The sequence below is a fragment of the Terriglobus albidus genome (genome assembly GCF_008000815.1).
Lineage (GTDB): Bacteria > Acidobacteriota > Terriglobia > Terriglobales > Acidobacteriaceae > Terriglobus > Terriglobus albidus_A.
Genome location: NZ_CP042806.1, coordinates 4,539,917 through 4,557,675, shown reverse-complemented (window position 1 = coordinate 4,557,675; position 17,759 = coordinate 4,539,917). Strand labels below are relative to the sequence as shown.

At 58.8% G+C, this 17,759-nt stretch carries 17 protein-coding genes and 1 riboswitch; of the genes, 10 read left to right on the top strand and 7 right to left on the bottom strand.

The features are described 5' to 3' along the window. Positions 1 to 70 precede the first annotated feature (70 nt). The 3 genes from FTW19_RS18160 to FTW19_RS18150 all read left to right on the top strand — a co-directional run bounded on the left by FTW19_RS18160 (position 71) and on the right by FTW19_RS18150 (position 4,952). Positions 71 to 2,365, top strand: coding sequence for a GH92 family glycosyl hydrolase (locus FTW19_RS18160; protein ID WP_147649009.1), 2,295 nt, complete (start codon positions 71 to 73; stop codon positions 2,363 to 2,365). Positions 2,366 to 2,410: 45 nt separating this feature from the next. Continuing rightward, positions 2,411 to 3,637 (top strand): FG-GAP repeat domain-containing protein, encoded by a 1,227-nt coding sequence (locus FTW19_RS18155; protein ID WP_147649008.1) that lies wholly within the window; start codon positions 2,411 to 2,413, stop codon positions 3,635 to 3,637. A gap of 130 nt (positions 3,638 to 3,767) precedes the next feature. Next, a complete protein-coding gene (locus tag FTW19_RS18150; protein WP_147649007.1) occupies positions 3,768 to 4,952 on the top strand; it encodes a hypothetical protein in 1,185 nt (394 codons plus the stop codon). On the opposite strand, the gene FTW19_RS18145 is transcribed toward FTW19_RS18150, so the two are convergent. The 4 genes from FTW19_RS18145 to lolA all read right to left on the bottom strand — a co-directional run bounded on the left by FTW19_RS18145 (position 4,836) and on the right by lolA (position 8,743). After that, on the bottom strand, positions 4,836 to 5,474 hold the full coding sequence (locus FTW19_RS18145; RefSeq protein ID WP_246153377.1) for a PepSY-associated TM helix domain-containing protein: 639 nt from the start codon (positions 5,472 to 5,474) through the stop codon (positions 4,836 to 4,838). The two genes, FTW19_RS18150 and FTW19_RS18145, sit on opposite strands and share 117 nt — an antisense overlap. A gap of 136 nt (positions 5,475 to 5,610) precedes the next feature. Next, positions 5,611 to 7,089, bottom strand: coding sequence for a DUF2271 domain-containing protein (locus FTW19_RS18140; RefSeq protein WP_147649006.1), 1,479 nt, complete (start codon positions 7,087 to 7,089; stop codon positions 5,611 to 5,613). Positions 7,090 to 7,149: 60 nt separating this feature from the next. Then, a complete protein-coding gene (locus FTW19_RS18135) occupies positions 7,150 to 8,007 on the bottom strand; it encodes an EF-hand domain-containing protein (RefSeq protein ID WP_147649005.1) in 858 nt (285 codons plus the stop codon). 100 nt (positions 8,008 to 8,107) lie between these two features. Then, positions 8,108 to 8,743 (bottom strand): outer membrane lipoprotein chaperone LolA, encoded by a 636-nt coding sequence (gene lolA, locus FTW19_RS18130; protein ID WP_147649004.1) that lies wholly within the window; start codon positions 8,741 to 8,743, stop codon positions 8,108 to 8,110. Positions 8,744 to 8,819: 76 nt separating this feature from the next. Here lolA and FTW19_RS18125 point away from each other — a divergent pair, with 76 nt between their 5' ends. Genes FTW19_RS18125 through FTW19_RS18115 form a run of 3 tightly spaced genes read left to right on the top strand, consistent with a single transcriptional unit; the run spans position 8,820 to position 10,165 of the window. Further along, on the top strand, positions 8,820 to 9,173 hold the full coding sequence (locus tag FTW19_RS18125) for an ArsR/SmtB family transcription factor (protein WP_147649003.1): 354 nt from the start codon (positions 8,820 to 8,822) through the stop codon (positions 9,171 to 9,173). Positions 9,174 to 9,175: 2 nt separating this feature from the next. Next, the gene (locus FTW19_RS18120; protein WP_187143050.1) at positions 9,176 to 9,667 is read left to right on the top strand and encodes an SRPBCC domain-containing protein; all 492 of its coding nucleotides are present in this window, start codon (positions 9,176 to 9,178) and stop codon (positions 9,665 to 9,667) included. Then, positions 9,668 to 10,165: an SRPBCC domain-containing protein gene (locus FTW19_RS18115; protein WP_147649001.1), complete on the top strand. Its 498-nt coding sequence runs from the start codon at positions 9,668 to 9,670 to the stop codon at positions 10,163 to 10,165. Between the two features lie 173 nt (positions 10,166 to 10,338). Here FTW19_RS18115 and FTW19_RS18110 read toward each other — a convergent pair whose 3' ends face one another. Both FTW19_RS18110 and FTW19_RS18105 read right to left on the bottom strand, forming a co-directional pair. Further along, entirely contained in the window at positions 10,339 to 10,860 is a 522-nt protein-coding gene (locus FTW19_RS18110; RefSeq protein WP_147649000.1) for a type IV pilin protein, read from the bottom strand. A gap of 20 nt (positions 10,861 to 10,880) precedes the next feature. Then, positions 10,881 to 12,221 (bottom strand): M16 family metallopeptidase, encoded by a 1,341-nt coding sequence (locus tag FTW19_RS18105; RefSeq protein WP_147648999.1) that lies wholly within the window; start codon positions 12,219 to 12,221, stop codon positions 10,881 to 10,883. A gap of 90 nt (positions 12,222 to 12,311) precedes the next feature. Between FTW19_RS18105 and rlmN the strand changes: the two genes are divergently transcribed. Together rlmN and FTW19_RS18095 are read left to right on the top strand one after the other, a co-directional pair. Further along, on the top strand, positions 12,312 to 13,499 hold the full coding sequence (gene rlmN / locus FTW19_RS18100; protein ID WP_147648998.1) for a 23S rRNA (adenine(2503)-C(2))-methyltransferase RlmN: 1,188 nt from the start codon (positions 12,312 to 12,314) through the stop codon (positions 13,497 to 13,499). A 22-nt stretch (positions 13,500 to 13,521) separates the two neighbouring features. Then, complete coding sequence (locus tag FTW19_RS18095) at positions 13,522 to 14,571, top strand: glycosyltransferase family 9 protein (protein WP_187143049.1); 1,050 nt, start codon at positions 13,522 to 13,524, stop codon at positions 14,569 to 14,571. A 4-nt stretch (positions 14,572 to 14,575) separates the two neighbouring features. On the opposite strand, the gene FTW19_RS18090 is transcribed toward FTW19_RS18095, so the two are convergent. Further along, on the bottom strand, positions 14,576 to 15,361 hold the full coding sequence (locus FTW19_RS18090) for a DeoR/GlpR family DNA-binding transcription regulator (RefSeq protein ID WP_147648996.1): 786 nt from the start codon (positions 15,359 to 15,361) through the stop codon (positions 14,576 to 14,578). A gap of 133 nt (positions 15,362 to 15,494) precedes the next feature. Between FTW19_RS18090 and FTW19_RS18085 the strand changes: the two genes are divergently transcribed. Beyond that, complete coding sequence (locus FTW19_RS18085; protein WP_147648995.1) at positions 15,495 to 16,592, top strand: SIS domain-containing protein; 1,098 nt, start codon at positions 15,495 to 15,497, stop codon at positions 16,590 to 16,592. 89 nt (positions 16,593 to 16,681) lie between these two features. Continuing rightward, entirely contained in the window at positions 16,682 to 17,428 is a 747-nt protein-coding gene (locus FTW19_RS18080; protein WP_187143048.1) for a copper homeostasis protein CutC, read from the top strand. 111 nt (positions 17,429 to 17,539) lie between these two features. Then, positions 17,540 to 17,752: riboswitch (cobalamin riboswitch) on the top strand. Positions 17,753 to 17,759 lie beyond the last annotated feature (7 nt).

Sequence of the window (17,759 nt, the reverse complement as noted above, 5' to 3'; positions counted from 1 at the left end):
CGCGACGAAGACGCCGATGCACGCCCATTCGGGATACCCAGCAACAGGGAAAACACTCTACGATGGCGAGATGAAGAGTCTTCTGGTTCGTTCGGCTTTGCTGGCGGTATGCCTTGGTGGAATTGCGGGAGCCCAATCTGCAGCTTTTCGCTCGGTTGATCCGATGATCGGCACCGGCCCCGACGGACATACCTTTCCCGGAGCAGTTGTGCCCTTCGGCATGGTGCAGCTCAGCCCCGATACCGAGATCAAGCCCTTCAAGCAGAGCTACAAGTGGGCTGCGGGGTATCGCTATGAAGACAGCTCGATCCTCGGCTTCAGCCATACGCACTTCTCGGGTGCAGGCCACTCCGACCTTGGCGATGTGCTGATTACTCCAGAGGCAGGCGAGGTGAAGCTCGAGCCCGCTGATTACCGCTCGACCTTCCAGCACAAGAGCGAGACGGCCGAGCCTGGCTACTATGCCGTGACGCTCGATACCCCGCAGGTGCGCGCGGAGCTGACCGCGACAACCCGTGTCGGTGTGCATCGTTACACGTTTCCATCGGACAAGCCGGCGCACCTGGTCGTCGATCTGCGTTCGTCGATCTACAGCTATGCGGGAAAGGTGATGTGGTCGCGGGTTCGCCTTCGCGAAGGTGGCTTGGTGACAGGGATGCGTGAGACGCGTGGCTGGGCTCCGGCGCGCCAGTTGTACTTCGCGATGCGGTTCTCGGCGCCGGTGACCGGGCATCTCTTCCGCAATGTGGAGCCGGTGCCGCAGGAGTATCTCGGCTTCTCCGGGGTGCGCCGCGATGCGACGGACGTTCCATTCAAGGAAGGCCGCGGCCTGGTCGCTGCCTTCGATTTCGGACAGCTTGCCCGCCCTCTGGTAGTAGAGGTGGCGCTTTCGACGGTCAGCGAAGAGGGAGCGATCGCCAACCTGAATGCCGAAGTCAAGGGTTTCGACTTCGATGGTGTCCGCGCACAGGCTCGTGCAGCCTGGGAGAAGGAGCTGGGCCGTGTGGAATTCTCCGGAACGGAGGCGATGAAGAAGAATCTCTACACCGCGCTCTATCACGCGCTGATGGCTCCCAGCACTGCGATGGATGTGGATGGCCGCTACCGCGGTCCGGATGAAGAGGTGCACCAGGCGAAGAACTGGGAGTTTGTCTCTACCTTTTCGTTGTGGGATACCTATCGTGCCGAGCAGCCACTGATGACGCTGCTGCAGCCGGAAGAGCGTACGAATAACGTTGTCCACTCTCTCATCGCCTCGCAGCAGCAGAGCCCGTATGGGATTCTGCCTGTCTGGCAGTTTGCCGGGCTGGAGACATGGTGCATGATCGGCTACCACGCCGTGCCGATCCTTGCCGATGCGTACAGAAAGGGCATTCGAGGGTATGACGCCGAGGCGGCGCTGAACGCCATGGTCGCCAGCGCTCGTTATCGCCAGTATGAGGGAGTGGGCGAGTACATCGATCGCGGCTATGTGCCTGTCGATCACGATGACGAGTCTGCATCGGAGACCATGGAGTATGCCTTTGATGACTGGACCATCGCACAGATGGCCCATGCCATGGGGAAGAAGGAAATCGAGCAGGAGTTCACCAAGCGTGCAGCCTACTGGCGCAATGTCTTCGATGCAAAGAGCGGCTTTGTCCGTCCCCGTCTTGCAGACGGCAGTTTTCGCGAGCCCTTCGATCCGGCCAAGGCGGGCAATGGCAGCGGCTTCACCGAGGGCAATGCCTGGCAGTACTCCTGGTATCAGCCGCAGGACGAGGCCGGCTTGATCCAGTTGCTTGGCGGAGAGGACAAGCTGATCCAGAAGCTCGATGCCATGTTCGACGCCAAGGTCGATCCCAAACAATATGCCGACGTTGAAGACATCGCAGGCATGATTGGACAGTACATCCACGGCAACGAGCCCAGCCATCATCTGGCGTATCTCTACGCCTACGCTGGCGCGCCGTGGCGGACGCAGGAGCGGCTGAAGCAGATTATCGAGTCGCAGTATCGTCCCGCTCCCGATGGCCTTGTCGGAAACGACGATCTTGGGCAGATGTCAGCGTGGCTCTTGTTTACGTCGATGGGCTTCTATCCGGTGGCTCCGGGAAGCAATGAATATGTCTTGGGCCGCCCGTTCGTTGATGAAACTACCCTGCACTTGCCAAACGGAAAGACGCTGCGCATTGTGAAGGAGGGAAGCGGTGACTACGTTGGTAGCGTTTCATTGAATCGTCAGCCACTGACCCGGGTCTTCCTGCGTCATGACGAGCTGCTTGCCGGCGGCGAGTTTCACTTCACGATGCAGAGCACGCCCAACAAGGAGTTTGGCCGTACGCCTTCGGCTCGTCCTTACTCGATGTCGACGGCTGCGTACTAGGAATGGAATAATTCCTCCGCTGAAACTCAGGGAGATTCCATCGCGATGAAAAAGCTGTTGTGCGTCCTTGGTATGGCGGCCATGGTGGCCGTAGCTCATGCTGCCAGCCGACCTGCGGATATTGCCTTTCGTACAACGATGATCGACCCCGGGTATGGCGAGACTGTCGCCGTGGCGGACCTGAACAAGGACGGCAAGCTCGACATCGTCGCCGGCGAGAGTTGGTACGAGGGACCGCGCTGGGTAAAGCATCCGCTGCGCCAGATCGACTACTCCAGCGGCTACATCGACAACTTCAGCGACCAGGTCATGGATGTGGACGGCGATGGTTGGCCCGACGTGATCCAGTGCAGCTACTTCGCGCACAACATCGTCTGGCTGAAGAATCCGGGCAAGGCAGGCGGTGCATGGAAGGTGACGGAGATCGACAACAGCGGCCCTACTGAGTTTGCTTTCCTTGTCGATCTGAACAACGATGGCAAGGCGGAAGAACTTCTGCCTGAATTCGATCGGGAGAATGTTCCGGCCGCGTGGTTCGAACTCAAAGACCACAAGTGGGTGAAGCACACGGTCTCGCACCAGAGCTACGGTCATGGGATCGGCGCAGGCGATCTGAACGGCGATGGCCGCACCGATATCCTCACACCGCGTGGATGGCTGGAAGCGTCTGCGGACATCAATAGTTCAGCGGAGTGGACCTTCCATGCCAATGACTGGGGCGCGAAGCCGATTCTTCCCGCAGGGATGCGCCAGGATGCGTCGGTGGTCCCCGTCAACAACGGGCGAATCTCCATGAGTCAGCTTCACCTGATCGATGTCAACGGTGATGGCCGCAAGGACATCGTTGCCGGTATGGCCCATGACTATGGCTTCGCCTGGTACGAACAGAATGCGGATGGAACCTGGACGCAGCACATCATTGACGCTTCCTGGTCACAGGCGCATGAGGTTGTTCCCGTGGACCTCAACGGCGATGGGCAGATTGATTTCGTCGCAGGAAAACGCTACTTTGCGCACAACGGCAACGACCCCGGCGAGCGCGATCCTGTCGGTATCTACTGGTACGAGTGGCGTAAGCTGCCCGGGATGCAAGCGAACGCAAGGAACGGCGGGGTGGAATGGATTCGTCACATCGTCGACTACGGCGGACGCATGGGCGCGGGTGTCCAGACAGTGGTCGTTGATATTGATGGTGACGGTGACCTGGACATCATCAGTGCTGGAAAATCCGGCCTCTTCCTGGCGGAGAACCTGACAAAGTCCGCGAAGTAGAGCATTTTCTCTTTTACTGGATATCCCGTAAGGGTCGTGCAGCGGCGTTTTCATTGCGGAAAACGCCCATAGATACAGAAGCCCTACACGACACCTACAGGGAAAATGCTCTAGCCGCTACCATAGAGCGATGTACTCGCTCTTCGCCCTGCTCTTTAAACGGAGCTATTGGCAGGTCGTTCTGGGCAAACACAGTTGGGTGCAGGCCTATGCCGACCTGAAGCGTGCCCGTAAGGATCGCCGCGCGCGCAAACGGTTGCGGCAGTTTCTGGTGCTGCTCATCGTACCGGCGTTCTGCGTCCTTTATACGGCCTGGCTTGTAGGTATGGGCGCGATTCTGATCGTTCCTTTCATCCTTCCTGTGATCTGGTGGTTGAATCGCCGTAACAAGCAGGACGACACGCCGCCGAGCATTGCACCTTCGAAGGAAAAGCCGTTGCCTTCGGCCGAAGAGATACAGGGTATTCGTAAGCACTTTGCGGAGCAGATGCTGTTGCTCGCCGTCATGGTCGATCGCGCCGGAAGCGAGGGCTTCCTCAAGGAGAAGACCATCCCGGAGGGAATGGAGGTGCTCTCCCGCCGTCTCCACATCGACCTGCTGCGGAAGCACGATCTGTGGGATCGCATGCCTCCGGAGGACAGAGAGGCCGTTCTGATGGCGGACGGCCACTGGGATCGTACAACGATTCATTGCGTGGCGCTTGAAGCCGAGCCGTTGCGTCTGCTTCGCTGGATCTTGCGGCTGGACTTCTATCTGCCCACCGTCGGGCAGTGCATGCGCACTGACTACACCATGGCCTCAGACCTGGTGAAAGTGCCGGATCGTGCCTTTCAAGGGGGCAAGCTCATCGACCCGCAGACGCTCAACAATGGCTTCGATGCAGCGGAGCAGACCTTCGCTCGCTGTATTGCTGAGGGAATCCATCGCGGCTACTATGAGCCGCGTGATCAGGAGGCGGCTGCGTGGGCGACGGGAGTGGTGAAACGCCTCGGCGGCGATCAGCATGAGGATGTTGTTCTGGGATCGGTGCTGGTCAGCGAAGCAAGTGAGGAAGAGGTGCGCTGGGCGACTGAACTTGCCTCTCGGCGGCGAAGCTTTCTTGCCTGGGTACGCGCCCTCCTTCGCGGCGAACAACCGCTGACGGAGGGCTTTATCGTGACCAGTGTTTATACGGCCCAGGCTGCGACGCCTGAACCGTCAGGGGACGAAGCGCAGGTAGACCAGATAGGCAATCAAAGCTCCGGCGGCGGCGACAATCATGCCGGAGACTCTGCGCTTATACACGAAGAGCAGAAGCACCAGACCGGTCAATGAAACCAGCGTCAGCAGCGCGGCGCAGATGTCGATGAACATCGACCAGGCTGCGCCTGTGTCACGTCCCTTGTGCAGATCGTTGATGACGGCGATGAACCCGTTACGGGTCTCCGTCAGGTCGTACTTGTTGGTGTCGCGATCGATGAAGATATCCGCCGCGTACCCAGGTCCCTTGAAGGAGACCTCGAGCTGGTTGTCATCAACGCGAAAGTCGGAGACGGCTCCATGCAACTTATGGCGTGAGCGGAGTTCTTCGGCAATCCTTAGTTTGTCGGGCTCGGCCTCATTCGCGGGACGCAGCCATTCGTGCGGAAGCTCACCCTGAGTGACCGTGGTCTTCTCTTTTCCTCCCAGCGCCTCAGCATGGTTGAGTGTGATGCCGGTGATCGAGAAGAAGAGAACGATGGCGAACGAGACCATCGAAAGATAGATATGCAACCAGCGCGAGATGATGGCAGTGCGCCTTCGTAGACGCACTGCCATCGTGATTGGCCGCTTGGGTGGTGTGACCATTGTTGCCATAGAGCATTTTCCCTGTGGGTCTAGTCCAGAGCCTCATCATAGGGCGTTTTCCGTAATGAAAATCCCGCTGCACGCCCCTTCCGGGATACCGAGCAAACAGGGAAAACGCTCCAGATCAGCCTTCCCCGTCTTCAGCTCAATGCTTTCCGTAGTCGACCGTTGCCGTGCCAACTTCGGCCTTGCCCTTGAGCGAGAACTTGGCCGGGGTCTTCCCGTCGAGGTTGATCTCCTGCCGCAGCAGATCGTAGCCACCGTGCTCGCGAGCTGCTTCGATCAGGATGGTGTGCTTGCCCGGCTTCACCTGCTTGCCACTGTTGTCTTTTCCATCCCAGCGCAGCGTATAGGCTCCGGGGACGCGGGTGGCGGAGCTCAGTGTGGCGGTCAGGTCCGTACCTTCGGCCATATTGCGCATCTGGTCGTCGCGGTACCACTGCTTCAGCTCATGCAGCCAGCGCGGCTTGGCGAACCAGAGAGCCAGAGTGCGGACAGGGAAGTGATCCTGGTCTTCCACCCATACCGCGACGTAGGGACGACGGTATCGTGGGCTGTCGATGCGCGCGATCTCGAAGTTGATCATCACATCCAGACCGGCGGTCTTTGTGGCAGGTGCAAACCCGGTGGTGACCAGGCGAGGAACCTCGCGGTTCTGCCAACCGGCAGATGTGATCGTTGAGCCGTCGCGCAGCACCAGCATGTAATCGACGCCAGAGAGCTTCGCGGCGAGTTTCTTCGACTCTTCGGGCTGCATCACGCTGAATGCGGTCGCCAGTGCGCCCGCCATTGCCGGGTCCTTCGCGATGACGGTCGACGAGATGACGTTCTCTGCCGTCTCGCCAGTGCGCGGATCAATCAGGTGCGAGTAGTGCTGTCCGCCAATGTCGAATCCACGGCGGTAGTCACCGGAAGTGGCAATGGTGCGGTTGGCTACACGGACCATGTCGATGGGTTCGTCGTTGTCTGCAGCGGCCTTGGGATCGGTGATGGCGACACGTTCTGTCAGGTCTCCGCGAACGACGATATCACCGCCGATGTTGAGCAGAACGCCATTGGCCCCCGCGGTCAGGGCCTTTTCGGCCGCATGGCCGGCGATGTAGCTCTTCGCGAACGAGTTCAGCGCAACGGGAGCATCATCCAGGTGGGTTGCAGTACCGTGGGCCTTGTCCAGGATCCAGTGCTGCTGCTGCATCTTCTCGACTGCTCTGCTGAGTTCCGCCGGCGTCGGGACTCGATTCTCCACGGCGGCCAGCTTCCAGAGGCGTGTCGCGGTCTCTGCGCTGGGGTCAAGAGCTCCGCCGGTCTGCTGACGATACTCATCGAAGAGAGCAAGCACTTCCAGCAGCTCTGGAGAGACCTTTACCGGAGTGTTGTGGGTCTTCATCCAGCGTGAGAATTCGGAGTTCGACTGCCAGGCGGAGAGAATTTTGTTCTCGCGCTCGATCTCGCTCAGGACAGCTTTTTCTGCGCGGTTAGTATCACCGGCGGAGGCCGTATGCAGCTTCAGCTCCATCGATGTGCCAAGGATGTTGTCGTAGTGAAAGACGTGGGTAGCCGGCTTCTGTGCCAGGGCAGAAGCGGTAAGGCAGAGCAATAGCGCCGTGTTCTTGTAAAAGGACATGCAGACCTCTTTCTTCGTTATACGAACCAGTTTGACTTCCGTACGCGGTTGGCGCCCAAGTTAGTTCCGAGGGGTATCAGGTCGCTGTCCCTCGGGTGCGCCTTCGGGCCGGGGTCCGCGCTGTTGCTGCGGCATATTGGCGAAGTAGGTGGTTGCTTCCTGCAGATCGATACCGCCGTCATGGTTGGTGTCGATCTGGCTGAACTGTGGTCCCATGCGCTCCGGGGCCTCTTCGATGGTGACCTTGCCGTCCTTGTTCGTATCCCACTCTTCGAAGAAGTGCGCGGCGCGATCGGCGGGTGTCTGCTGGCGCATACGAATCTCGGCTGCGGAAAGGGTTCCGTCGCCATCTTTGTCGAGAGCTTTTAGCACGGTTGGCGCGGCGGCGATCTCGGCTGCGGAGATGACGCCGTCATGGTCGGCATCGAGCGCCGACAGGATCGGGTCCATGCGGGTGATATTGGCTCCGCGCTCCACGCGCCCATTGGGTCCGGCTGTCTTTGCGGCGGTAGATTTCAGCTCATCGGCGGTGATTTTTCCATCGCCGTTTTTGTCTGCGCGCGCGAAGATGCCTGCTATACGCTCCGGAACCTCGTCCTTGGTCAGAACACCGTCGCCATTCTTATCGAAAACCATCAAGCGCTGAGCCATCTCGTCGGCGTTGTTTGCTTTGGGATCAGCCTGGTTCGGCAGATACTCCAGCGAGGTCAACTGGCCGTCGTGATTTACATCGAGCGAGAGCAGGCCGGCAGAAGCTGCTGCGATCTCTGCAGTAGAGAGCTGGCCGTCGTGATCGGTATCCAATGCCTGTAGCACAATGCGCGGCGGAGGCCCGCCGGGGCCACCCGGTCCTCCAGGACCCTGGGCCAGGACAGTGAGAGGAAGGGCAAAAAGAGAGAGGGGCAGAGCACGACGCATACGAGAAACCGCCTTCTATTTAGGACATATTCAGTCCTATTTTTATAGGACAAATTAGGTCGTAGTTCAAGAGGCGGCATTTGCCCTGACTTGTTTCGTTTTAGACGGGAGGAAGTCCGGAGACGACCTCAACCCCAGCAGGGGGTGTGAAGATGAAGTCGGCATCCCTAGTCGGGACGTTCTCTTTCAGCGAACTGAAGCTGAACTCGGTGATGGAGCCATCCAGCTCCTCGATCTTCAGACCGACGATGGCGCCAGTCTCGGCGATAACCGTGACGGTGAACGCCTTTACACGGTCCTCCATGCCCTTCGGCACTCCTGTGAAGATGGCACGATCGCCGGAGGTGGTCATGCTGAGGTGGTCGAGCTCTTTTTCGAGATTCGTGTGGCCCAGCAGAAACCGCAGCGGGCTGCGCATATCGTCCAGTTGCTTGGCCGGGATCTTCTGCGCCTGGGCGTCACCGGGGGTGTAGAAGTAGGCATTCTTTCCATCCAGGACGAAGAGCTTACCCTCAGGAGCGGCGTAGCTCCAGCGCATCTTGCCCGGTTTCCTCAGAAGCAGGGTGCCGCTTTCGGTCCGGTTCATCCCCATACCGGTATATCGCTCGGTATACTTCGCCTCCAGCGAGCCGAGTCGGTTGTAGTGGTCATTGACGCGTTTCGCCACGTCATGCAGCGTCTGAGAGAAGGCCGGAACGGCAAAGAGAAGAACAAGACCTGCGAAGCGACGAACCATGATTTCTATGATGCGCGAAATTTTCGCTTGACATATAACAATTACGTTATATAAATAAATTGCTATGGAAGAGGCAATGGAATCGATCGATCGTCTCGACATCACGTTTCAGGCGCTTGCCGACCCCACACGCCGCGCGATCCTCGCCCGGCTTGCGCAGGGCGAGGCATCGGTCAACGAGCTCTGCGAGCCCTTCGCCATGAGTCAGCCCGCCATCTCGCGGCACCTGAAGGTGCTGGAGCAGGCCGGGCTCATCTCGCGTGGCCGTGATGCGCAACGGCGTCTGAGCCGCATTGAAGGAGGCCCCATGGCGGAGGCAAATGCATGGCTGGAAGGTTTCCGGCGTTTCTGGGAGCCAAGCTTCCAGCGTCTGGATGGCCTTCTGGAAGAGATGAAAGCGGAAGAAGCAAAGAGAAGGAAGGAGAAATAGGAATGCAATTCGGAAAGCTCACACAGGAACGGCTCGGAGCGAAACAACTGGTCATCACACGCTCCTTCAACGCTCCACGGGATTTGGTGGTCAAAGCGAATACGCAACCTGAGTACGTCCGCCGCTGGCTTCTTGGGCCTCCGGGGTGGGAGATGCCGATCTGCGAGATGGATCTTCGTGTCGGTGGACGGTACCGCTGGGAGTGGTCTCACGCGGAGAGCAACATGCGGATGGGGCTCGGCGGTGAATACCTTGAGTTGGATCTTCCGCGTCGCATGCGAGTCACCCAGGCGTTCGACGATGCCTGGGATGGGAAACAGGGGATTATCGAGACCGGGTTCCTGGAGCAGGGCGCACAGACCGTAATGAAGCTGACGATCACCTATGAGTCTGAGGAGATTCTGGAGCGGGTGATGCAGAGCCCGATGGCCAGCGGCATGGAGATGGGTTACGAGCGTCTTGAGGCGCTCCTCAACGAGATGGAGGGCAAGTAGATGACAATCACCAAGGCAATCACCAAAGGGAAGTCCACAGTCGACGTTCTGGGAGAGACGGGGATCGTCGTAACCCGTACCTTCGCCGCGTCACGCGCCATGGTCTTTGACACGCTCACGAAGCCGGAACTGCTTCAACGGTGGCTGCTTGGTCCTGAAGGCTGGACCATGCCGGCCTGCGAGGTCGACCTGCGAGTCGGCGGCAGAATCCGCTTCTACTGGAAGAGCAGCGATGGCAAGGAACTGCAGCTAAGCGGCGTCTTCATGGCGATCGATGCGCCTAAGGGATTCTCAGCAAACCAGCGCTTCGACCTTGGCTTTATCGGGCCGGAAGAGAAGCTCACCTACATTCTTGAAGCTCAGGGTGACGAGACCCTGATGCGCGCCGAGATCGTGTATCCGACTCGGGAGATTCGTGACGGCAGCCTACAGGGAGGGATGACCGACGGCATGGAGACCAGCTATGCCCGGATGGATGAGGTGCTGAAATCTCGCTAGAGTATTTTTCCTGTAGGTGTAGTGCAGGGATTGTGCATCTATAGACGTTTTCCTCAATGAAAACGCCGCTGCACGCTCCTCCCGGGATACCCAGCAGCAGGAAAAATGCTCTAAGCCATCAACGCAGAAAAGCCCGCCGGATGGCGGGCTTTTTTTGTTCTATAAAACTGTCGTTACTGGACAGGAGCGGTGCAGGCGGTGCCGCCGGCAGCGTCGTACTTCACCTGCTGCGACTCGTCGGAGCAGAAGCCGCGGTCGCCGGTCTTGCCAACCTGCTGCGGAACAGCGGTGATCTCGTACGAGGTGTACTGATCTGTGTTGTTGACGGTGACCTTGGTGCAGTTGGTGATGGCGAAGGTATAGCCCGCCTTCACGCCGCTGGCCAGATCGGGCGGCAGCAGATGCGCTGAGGTTGGGCTCGCCGCACCAGAAGAGTCCTCGCCGCCAAGGGCGGTAAGGGAGCAGGCAAATCCATTAGCCGGATAGTTTGAGGAGTACATCTGCTGTGCCTGCGCAATGGCGCGCACCGACTGAATGGCTGAGGTTTCATTGGCCTTACGGCGGATCTTGGTGAGCTGCGGAATGGCCAAGGTCATCAGGATCAGGATGACGGACATCACGATCAGGAGCTCAACCAGGGAGAAACCACGTTCCTTGGAGCGCTCATAACGTTGGGAAAGAGACTTGGTGTTCATGATTCCTCTGCGAATGGAGTTTAGCAGGCGAGATCGCTGCGTTGGATGTCGATGCCGTCGAGGTTGCCAAGCAATGTCAGGGCGAGGGAGTCTGGATGAAAGAGTTCCTGAGCCAGCACCTGCAAGTCCTCGCGGGTAACAGCCTCCACTTGATCGATAATCTCGTCCACGGTAAAGAAGCGGTCGAAGTACATCTGCTGGCGCGCCAGGTTGGCCATGCGGCTGGAAGACGACTCCAGGCCGAGCACGATGTTGCCCTTCAACTGATTTTTAGCGCGTTCCAGTTCGTCCTCGGTGACCAGCTCCTGCTTCAGACGGCTTAGTTCGGAGACGGTGAGCAGAATGGCCTCCTTCGCCTTCTCGGGAGCCGTGCCGGCATAGACGCAAAGAGAGCCGGTATCGCGGAAGGGGTTCATCTCGGAATAAATACTGTAGGCCAGGCCTCGGTCTTCCCGGATGGTCTGGAAGAGGCGGGAGCTCATACCTCCGCCGAGAATCGTGTTGAGCAGATAGACGGGATAACGCAGTTGCGAGGCGACGGCGGGCGCGGCCGTTCCGAGGCAGATCTGTACCTGTTCGAGCGATTTCTTATTGCGCAGGGTCAGGTGGTGCTGCGCCCGCGGGCAAGCGCGTCCAGGCAGGGCGCTGGAGGTTGCCGAGAGTCCTGAGAAGTGCTGCTCGACCAAGGCTACAAAGGTATGGTGATCCAGGTTACCGGCAGCTGAGAAGACCATATTGGCCGCGGTAAAGTGCCCTGCGTAGAAGTCGAAGACAGTCTGCTGGCGGAATGAGGAGACCGTCTTCTTGGTTCCGAGGATGGGGCGTCCCAAGGCATCGTCCTTCCAGAAGTTCTGGGTGAAGAGCTCATGGACCAGGTAGTCCGGGTTGTCCTCATCCATCTTGATCTCCTCCAGGATGACGGACTGTTCACGGACGATATCGTCCGGTGTGAAGGTCGGATGCAGGACGAGGTCGGCGAGCACGTCCATGGCAGCAGCGATATTGCTGTCCAGCACCTTGATGTTGAAGCAGACGGTCTCTTTCCCGGTGAAGGCGTCCAGGTTGCCGCCGATGGCATCGACCTCGCGGGCGATCTGCTGCGCGCTGCGCGATGTGGTGCCTTTGAAGACCATGTGCTCGACAAAGTGAGAGATCCCGTTCAGCTCCGGCGCCTCATCGCGCGAACCTGTACCCACCCAGACACCCATGGAGACGGAGCGGAGATGCGGCATGCGTTCGGTCAGGACCAGGAGGCCATTGGGAAGGCGGGTTTTACGGATGTTGCGGGCCGGATGGCCGGAGGTCGCGGTCGTTGAGTTTTCGGCCAGGGTGATGTCCAGGGACAAATGTTGCTCCTTCATGGCAAACGCCTTCGAAAGCGGGCGGAAACGGCTATTGTTTCATAAGACGGGCCGGAAGGCGTTAGAGTGAGAGCAGGGGAAACGCACCAGATGGCCGGTAGCACACAGACCACGCAGAATGAACAGCTTACCGCTCCGGGAAAAGCGCCGCTGCAGCGCGCGCTCTTCGGCATGACGCTGAAGCAGTTGACGGCGCTGGTCGATGGTCTGCGTCAACCCCTCTTCCGCGCCAAGCAACTTCATGATGCTCTCTACCGGCAACGTGTGGAGTCGATTGACGATATCTCCACGCTCCCGGTGGCGGTACGCGAGAAGTTGAAGGCGGACGGTTGGAGCGTCGGCCTGCCACAGGTCGCCCTGGTGGCGAAGTCTGTCGATGGCACGGAGCGCTACCTGGTCAAACTGGGCGACGGCGAGACGGTGGAGACCGTCTGGATGCCTGGAGGCGATGGTGGCGAGCAGGGAGATGGAACGCCGGCCGCAGATGAGGAAGAAGCTACCGCTCCCCCGGTGGATGAGTACAAGCGTGGCACCATCTGTATCTCAAGCCAGGTGGGTTGCGCGGTCAATTGCCAGTTCTGTCTGACCGGAAAGCTGGGATTGCGCCGTAACCTGACCGCCGGTGAGATCGCCGGGCAGGTGGCTGTAGTGCTGAACCGTCAGGGAATGCAGGTCGGCAAAGACCGCATCAATCTCGTCTTCATGGGACAGGGGGAGCCGTTCCATAACTTCGACAACTTTATGGATTCGGTCCGGCTTATGGTCGGTCCGATGGGAATTCCCGAGTCGCGCATGACGGTGTCGACCTCCGGTATTTTGCATGGCATTGACCGCTATATGCAGGAACCAGTCCGGCCGAAGCTGGCAATCAGCCTGAATGGCTCCAATGACAAGGTGCGCACCGCCGTGATGCCGATCAATAAGAAGTGGCCGATCGGCGTGCTGCTGAATGTCATCCGGCAGATTCCGCTGCGGCCGCGGGAGCGGCTGACCTTTGAATATGTTCTCCTGGGCGGCGTGAACGACAGCGTGGAGAATGCGCGTGAAGTCGTGCAGTTGCTCCGCGGACTGCGCGCCAAGGTGAATCTGATCGTCTGGAATCCGGGTCCCTATATGCCCTTCGAGCAGCCCGACGATGAGCGTGTTGCTGCCTTTCAGGAGACCTTACGCGATGGGGGACTGCCGGCTTATATCCGTCGCCCTCGAGGGCGGGATATCTACGCGGCCTGCGGGCAGCTGAAGCGCACCATGGACGATGAACGGCTGGTGACGTTGTAATTTGACACTTATGCGTACCCCCATGGCGGATCACAGAGAAGCCGTTGTTTATGGTGTCTTTAAGGCCATGGGCGACCTGCTTTCGGCTGTGGCGGTCATTCGAAAGCAACTCGACCTTGGGTATCGCGTTCATCTGCTTATCTTCCCAAGGGCCGCGCTGAAGGATTTTATTTCCCTTCTCGATCTTGGACCGAACAATGATTTGCTCTCGTTACACGACGTGCCAGCGGGCGGCAGACTCTTTTCCTTCCTGAAAGAAATGTCCAGATTGCGGCCGAAGGGAGTATGGATCTCTCCACACGCGCCGATCGCGGCCGCGAGCCGCAAGATTCCAATCGGGCTACGGCTTGTACGAGATCTGTTCTGGCGGGGAACTTCCATCGGGGGGGCGGATAGCGAGCCGCATCACTGGCTTTTCGATGTGGCCGTACCCGTCGATCGCAAACTGCCGTTGGGGGAGCGGGAATGGGGCGCCTTTCGGATGTGGCGTCCGGCCGGCATGGGAGAGACGCGAGAACTGCCGCAATTCCTACCTGAGATCATGGGGCTCCGTAACGAGCCTTACCTTTACGATCTTCTAATCCATCCGGGAGCAAGTACCTGGAGCCGTATGTGGTCAGTGGACCACTATGTGGAGATGGTGAAACTGTTGCCTCGCGACAGGCGCATCGGCATGCTGGGGCTTCCTCATGAGATCGTGGAGTTTCGTGACAAGATGCCGGAGGACTGGCAGGTCGAATTTCTGAGCGGGAGCCTGAAAAATGCGCTCATGACGATCGCTAGGGCTCGCGTCATGCTGTGTATGGACAGCGGGATCGTACATGTTGCAAAGGTGCTACAGGTGCCGACGGCCGCTATCTTCGGCAAAACAGATCCGGTAAGTGTGATTGGTCCCGAAGATGATGTCATTACCCCCATCTATGAACGGAAGTTTGACTGTCAGCCGTGTGGTCAAAGGGGATGTTCGCAGCCGGAACTCTATTGCATGAATGTAGTCACGCCTGCGACGGTTGCCAATGTGCTGACGACCTTATTGCAACAGACGGACAGGCAGTTGCTTGTGCAGCTTTAAGCCATCAAACGCGTAGTACGCGGATATCTTTCGCAGCGTATGCCGCAGCCACCGATTCGGATAGTCCGGTATCGGTGATCAGAATGTCGATATCCTCGAGCGGAGAGACGAAGGCTGGCGAAACATTGCCGAACTTCGACGAGTCAGCGACGACAATCACCTGCTTGGCCTGCCGAGCCATGGCGCGGAAGACAAGAGCCTCTTCCTGTTCACGGGTAGTGGCGCCGCGTTCGAGGTCTACGCCGGTCACTCCCAGAAACACCTTGTCCATATAAACCGTGTTGAGAAAATCAAGCGTCGCCTGGCCAGAGAGAGAGAAGGCCCATGCCCATGCCAGCAGGCCGCCGGTCAGCGATGTCTTGATTCCGGGCTGATTGCACAGCTCCATCCCGATGTTGATGGCATTGGTGACGACCGAGATATTGCGGCGATGACGGAGTGCCCGGCCGATCTGCGTCGTGGTTGTGCCGGCGTTCAAACCAATGGTCTCGTTCTCCTGGATCAGGTCGGCCGCCGCCAGGCCAATGCGCCGTTTTTCTTCGGCGAAGCGTCCCTCGCGCGATTGAAAGCTGATGTCATACCGAAAGGGCTCATACAGGAGCGGTTCCACCAAAGTCGCGCCGCCATGGGTACGGCGGATCAGGCCGCGTTTTTCCAGGCGAGTGAGGTCGCGGCGGATCGATGGGGCGGAGGTGCCGACGGTCGCAACAAGCTCCTCAACGGAGATATCCCCGTTGCGCAGCAATAATTTCATGATTCGCTCGGCGCGCTCTTCGGTCTTCGTAGACATAATGGTCTCGAACAGCTTATACCCAGATCTCCTCCAAATAGCCAGAGTATTTGATCGTTTGGGCGCGAATAAACCTTAATTTCGCACATGATTGAGCATATTGTGGCGATATAATCACTTTTGAGGTGATGCAATGCAAGAGGGACTGAATGGCTTTCCGCACTGGATGCTGAAGGAAATCTTCGAGCAGCCTGATGCGCTGGATCGTACGCTGGCGGCCTATGGAGCGAGCGTGCTTGCTCCCGTGCAGCAGTGGCTTGAGGGCGTGCAGGAGATCGTGATTGCCGCAAGCGGTTCCAGCCGTCATGCCGGTCTGGTGGCCGAGCTGATTCTGGAAGACCGTGCCGGTATCCACGTGGATGTGGAGTATGCCAGCGAATATGTCTATCGCAGCGAGGCACGTCTCAAGCAGGCAGCCGTGATCGTCGTCTCGCAGTCGGGAGAGACTGCTGATACGCTGGCGGCTTTGCGCAAGGCCAAGGAGATGGGGCAGAAGACGCTTGCGATTACCAATGTCGCCACCTCGTCCATGGCGCGCGAGGCCGATGTCGCGCTGACCACGCAGGCGGGCGTAGAGAAGGCGATTCCGGCGACTAAGAGCTTTACCACGCAGCTTCTGCTGCTGGCAGTATTGGCGGAGCAGGCGGCTGCGCAGCGGGGTTTGCCGGCTATCGGGCTGGAGAAGGTTGTGCCGCAGATCATTATTCAGATGCGTGCATGGCTTCCGCGCTGGCAACAGGTGGTTGCCGTAGCGGCGGGCCGTCTGCAGGCAGCGGAGACGTTTCTCTTCCTTGGCCGCGGTGTTCACTATGCGATTGCCCGTGAAGGCGCTCTGAAGCTGAAAGAGAGCAGCTACATCCATGCCGAGGGCTATCCCAGCGGAGAGCTGAAGCACGGACCCAATGCCCTGGTAGGCAGCAAGACTCCGCTGGTGATGCTGGCGACCGTCGACCACAACGACGCCGAGAGCGTGCTGCGTTACGAGAAGGTGATGCAGTTGATGCAGGATATGCGTGCGCAGGGAGCTCCGATTCTGGCGATCGCCAATGAGGGAGACGTCCAGGCGGCGGCGTTGGCTGACGCCATTGTGGAGGTGCCGGCAGCGCCCGAGCATCTTCTGCCGATCCTTGAGGTTGTGCCGCTACAACTCTTCGCCTATTTCATGGCCATTGGACGCGGAATTGACGTGGATAAGCCGCGCAACCTCGTGAAGTCAGTGGTAGTTGAGTAGGTTCCTGCAGGCATGGTTTGTGCTTGCAGGTATAAGTACGGCTGTGCTCTTCTGGTCGCTCAGAAGTACATATGGGAGATGGTCCGCTGATGCAGTCTCGTCCTGTACGGCTTGAAGTTGCCGTGGACTCCACAACGTCGCTGAACGCCGCTCTTGAAGGAGGCGCCGATCGGATTGAGCTGTGTTCGGCTCTCGCCGACGGCGGACTCACTCCCAGTATCGGCTTTATCGGCGCCGCGCTGCAGGTAAGTGAAGTGCCGGTGCATGTGATGATCCGTCCGCGCGCCGGCGACTTCCTCTATACCGAGGAAGAGCTGACAGTGATGCGGATGGACATTGAAGGCTGCAAAGAGGTCGGTGCTCATGGTGTCGTCTTCGGCGTCCTGATGAAGAACCATACAATCGACGTAAAGCGCACGCTAGAGCTGGTGGAGCGGGCCCGGCCGATGAAGGTGGTCTTTCACCGAGCCTTCGATGTTGCGGCAGATCTGGAAGAAGCTCTTGAAGATCTGATCCAGTGTGGTGTGGACGAGGTGTTGACCTCGGGCGGAGACGACTCCCTGGAGCATGGCCAGCAGATGGTCTCTTCGCTGGTGCGGCAAGCCACAGGGCGTATTCGGATTATGGGTGGCGCCGGCGTGACAGTACGCAACGCCAGGCAGCTTTGGGATGCGACCGGTGTCGACTGGCTGCATGGATCCTTCCGCGGCGAGGCCATAGCCGGCAGCAGGCTGGCCATGGGAGACGAAGAACGTGAGCTGGTGCGGATTACTTCGCGGGACGATGTGGCGCGCGTCAAACATTTACTGACAATTGAGCGGCAGCCTGCCGTGTAGAATCTGCAATACACGCGAGCAACTGTGCCGAGTGATCTTCGTGGGGTACACATGTTTCCACAAATTCCTGACATCAGGGAATTGCGAGACATGCCCTGACCCTGCGTTTTAAGAGAATCGACGCGGTGAAATGTTCGGGAAGCGCGGTGAGATTCCGCCACTGCCCCGCAACTGTAAGCGCACGTCACTCCTTGGAGCATCACTTCAGGAGGGGCGATCAGCAGCCGGCCATTTCTCACTGTTCTTCAGGGACGGGAAGGGAACGCCCAATCTTTCTGCTGGAATGCGTAAAGTCAGGAGACCGGTTTCACTGTGACCAGCCAACGTTCCG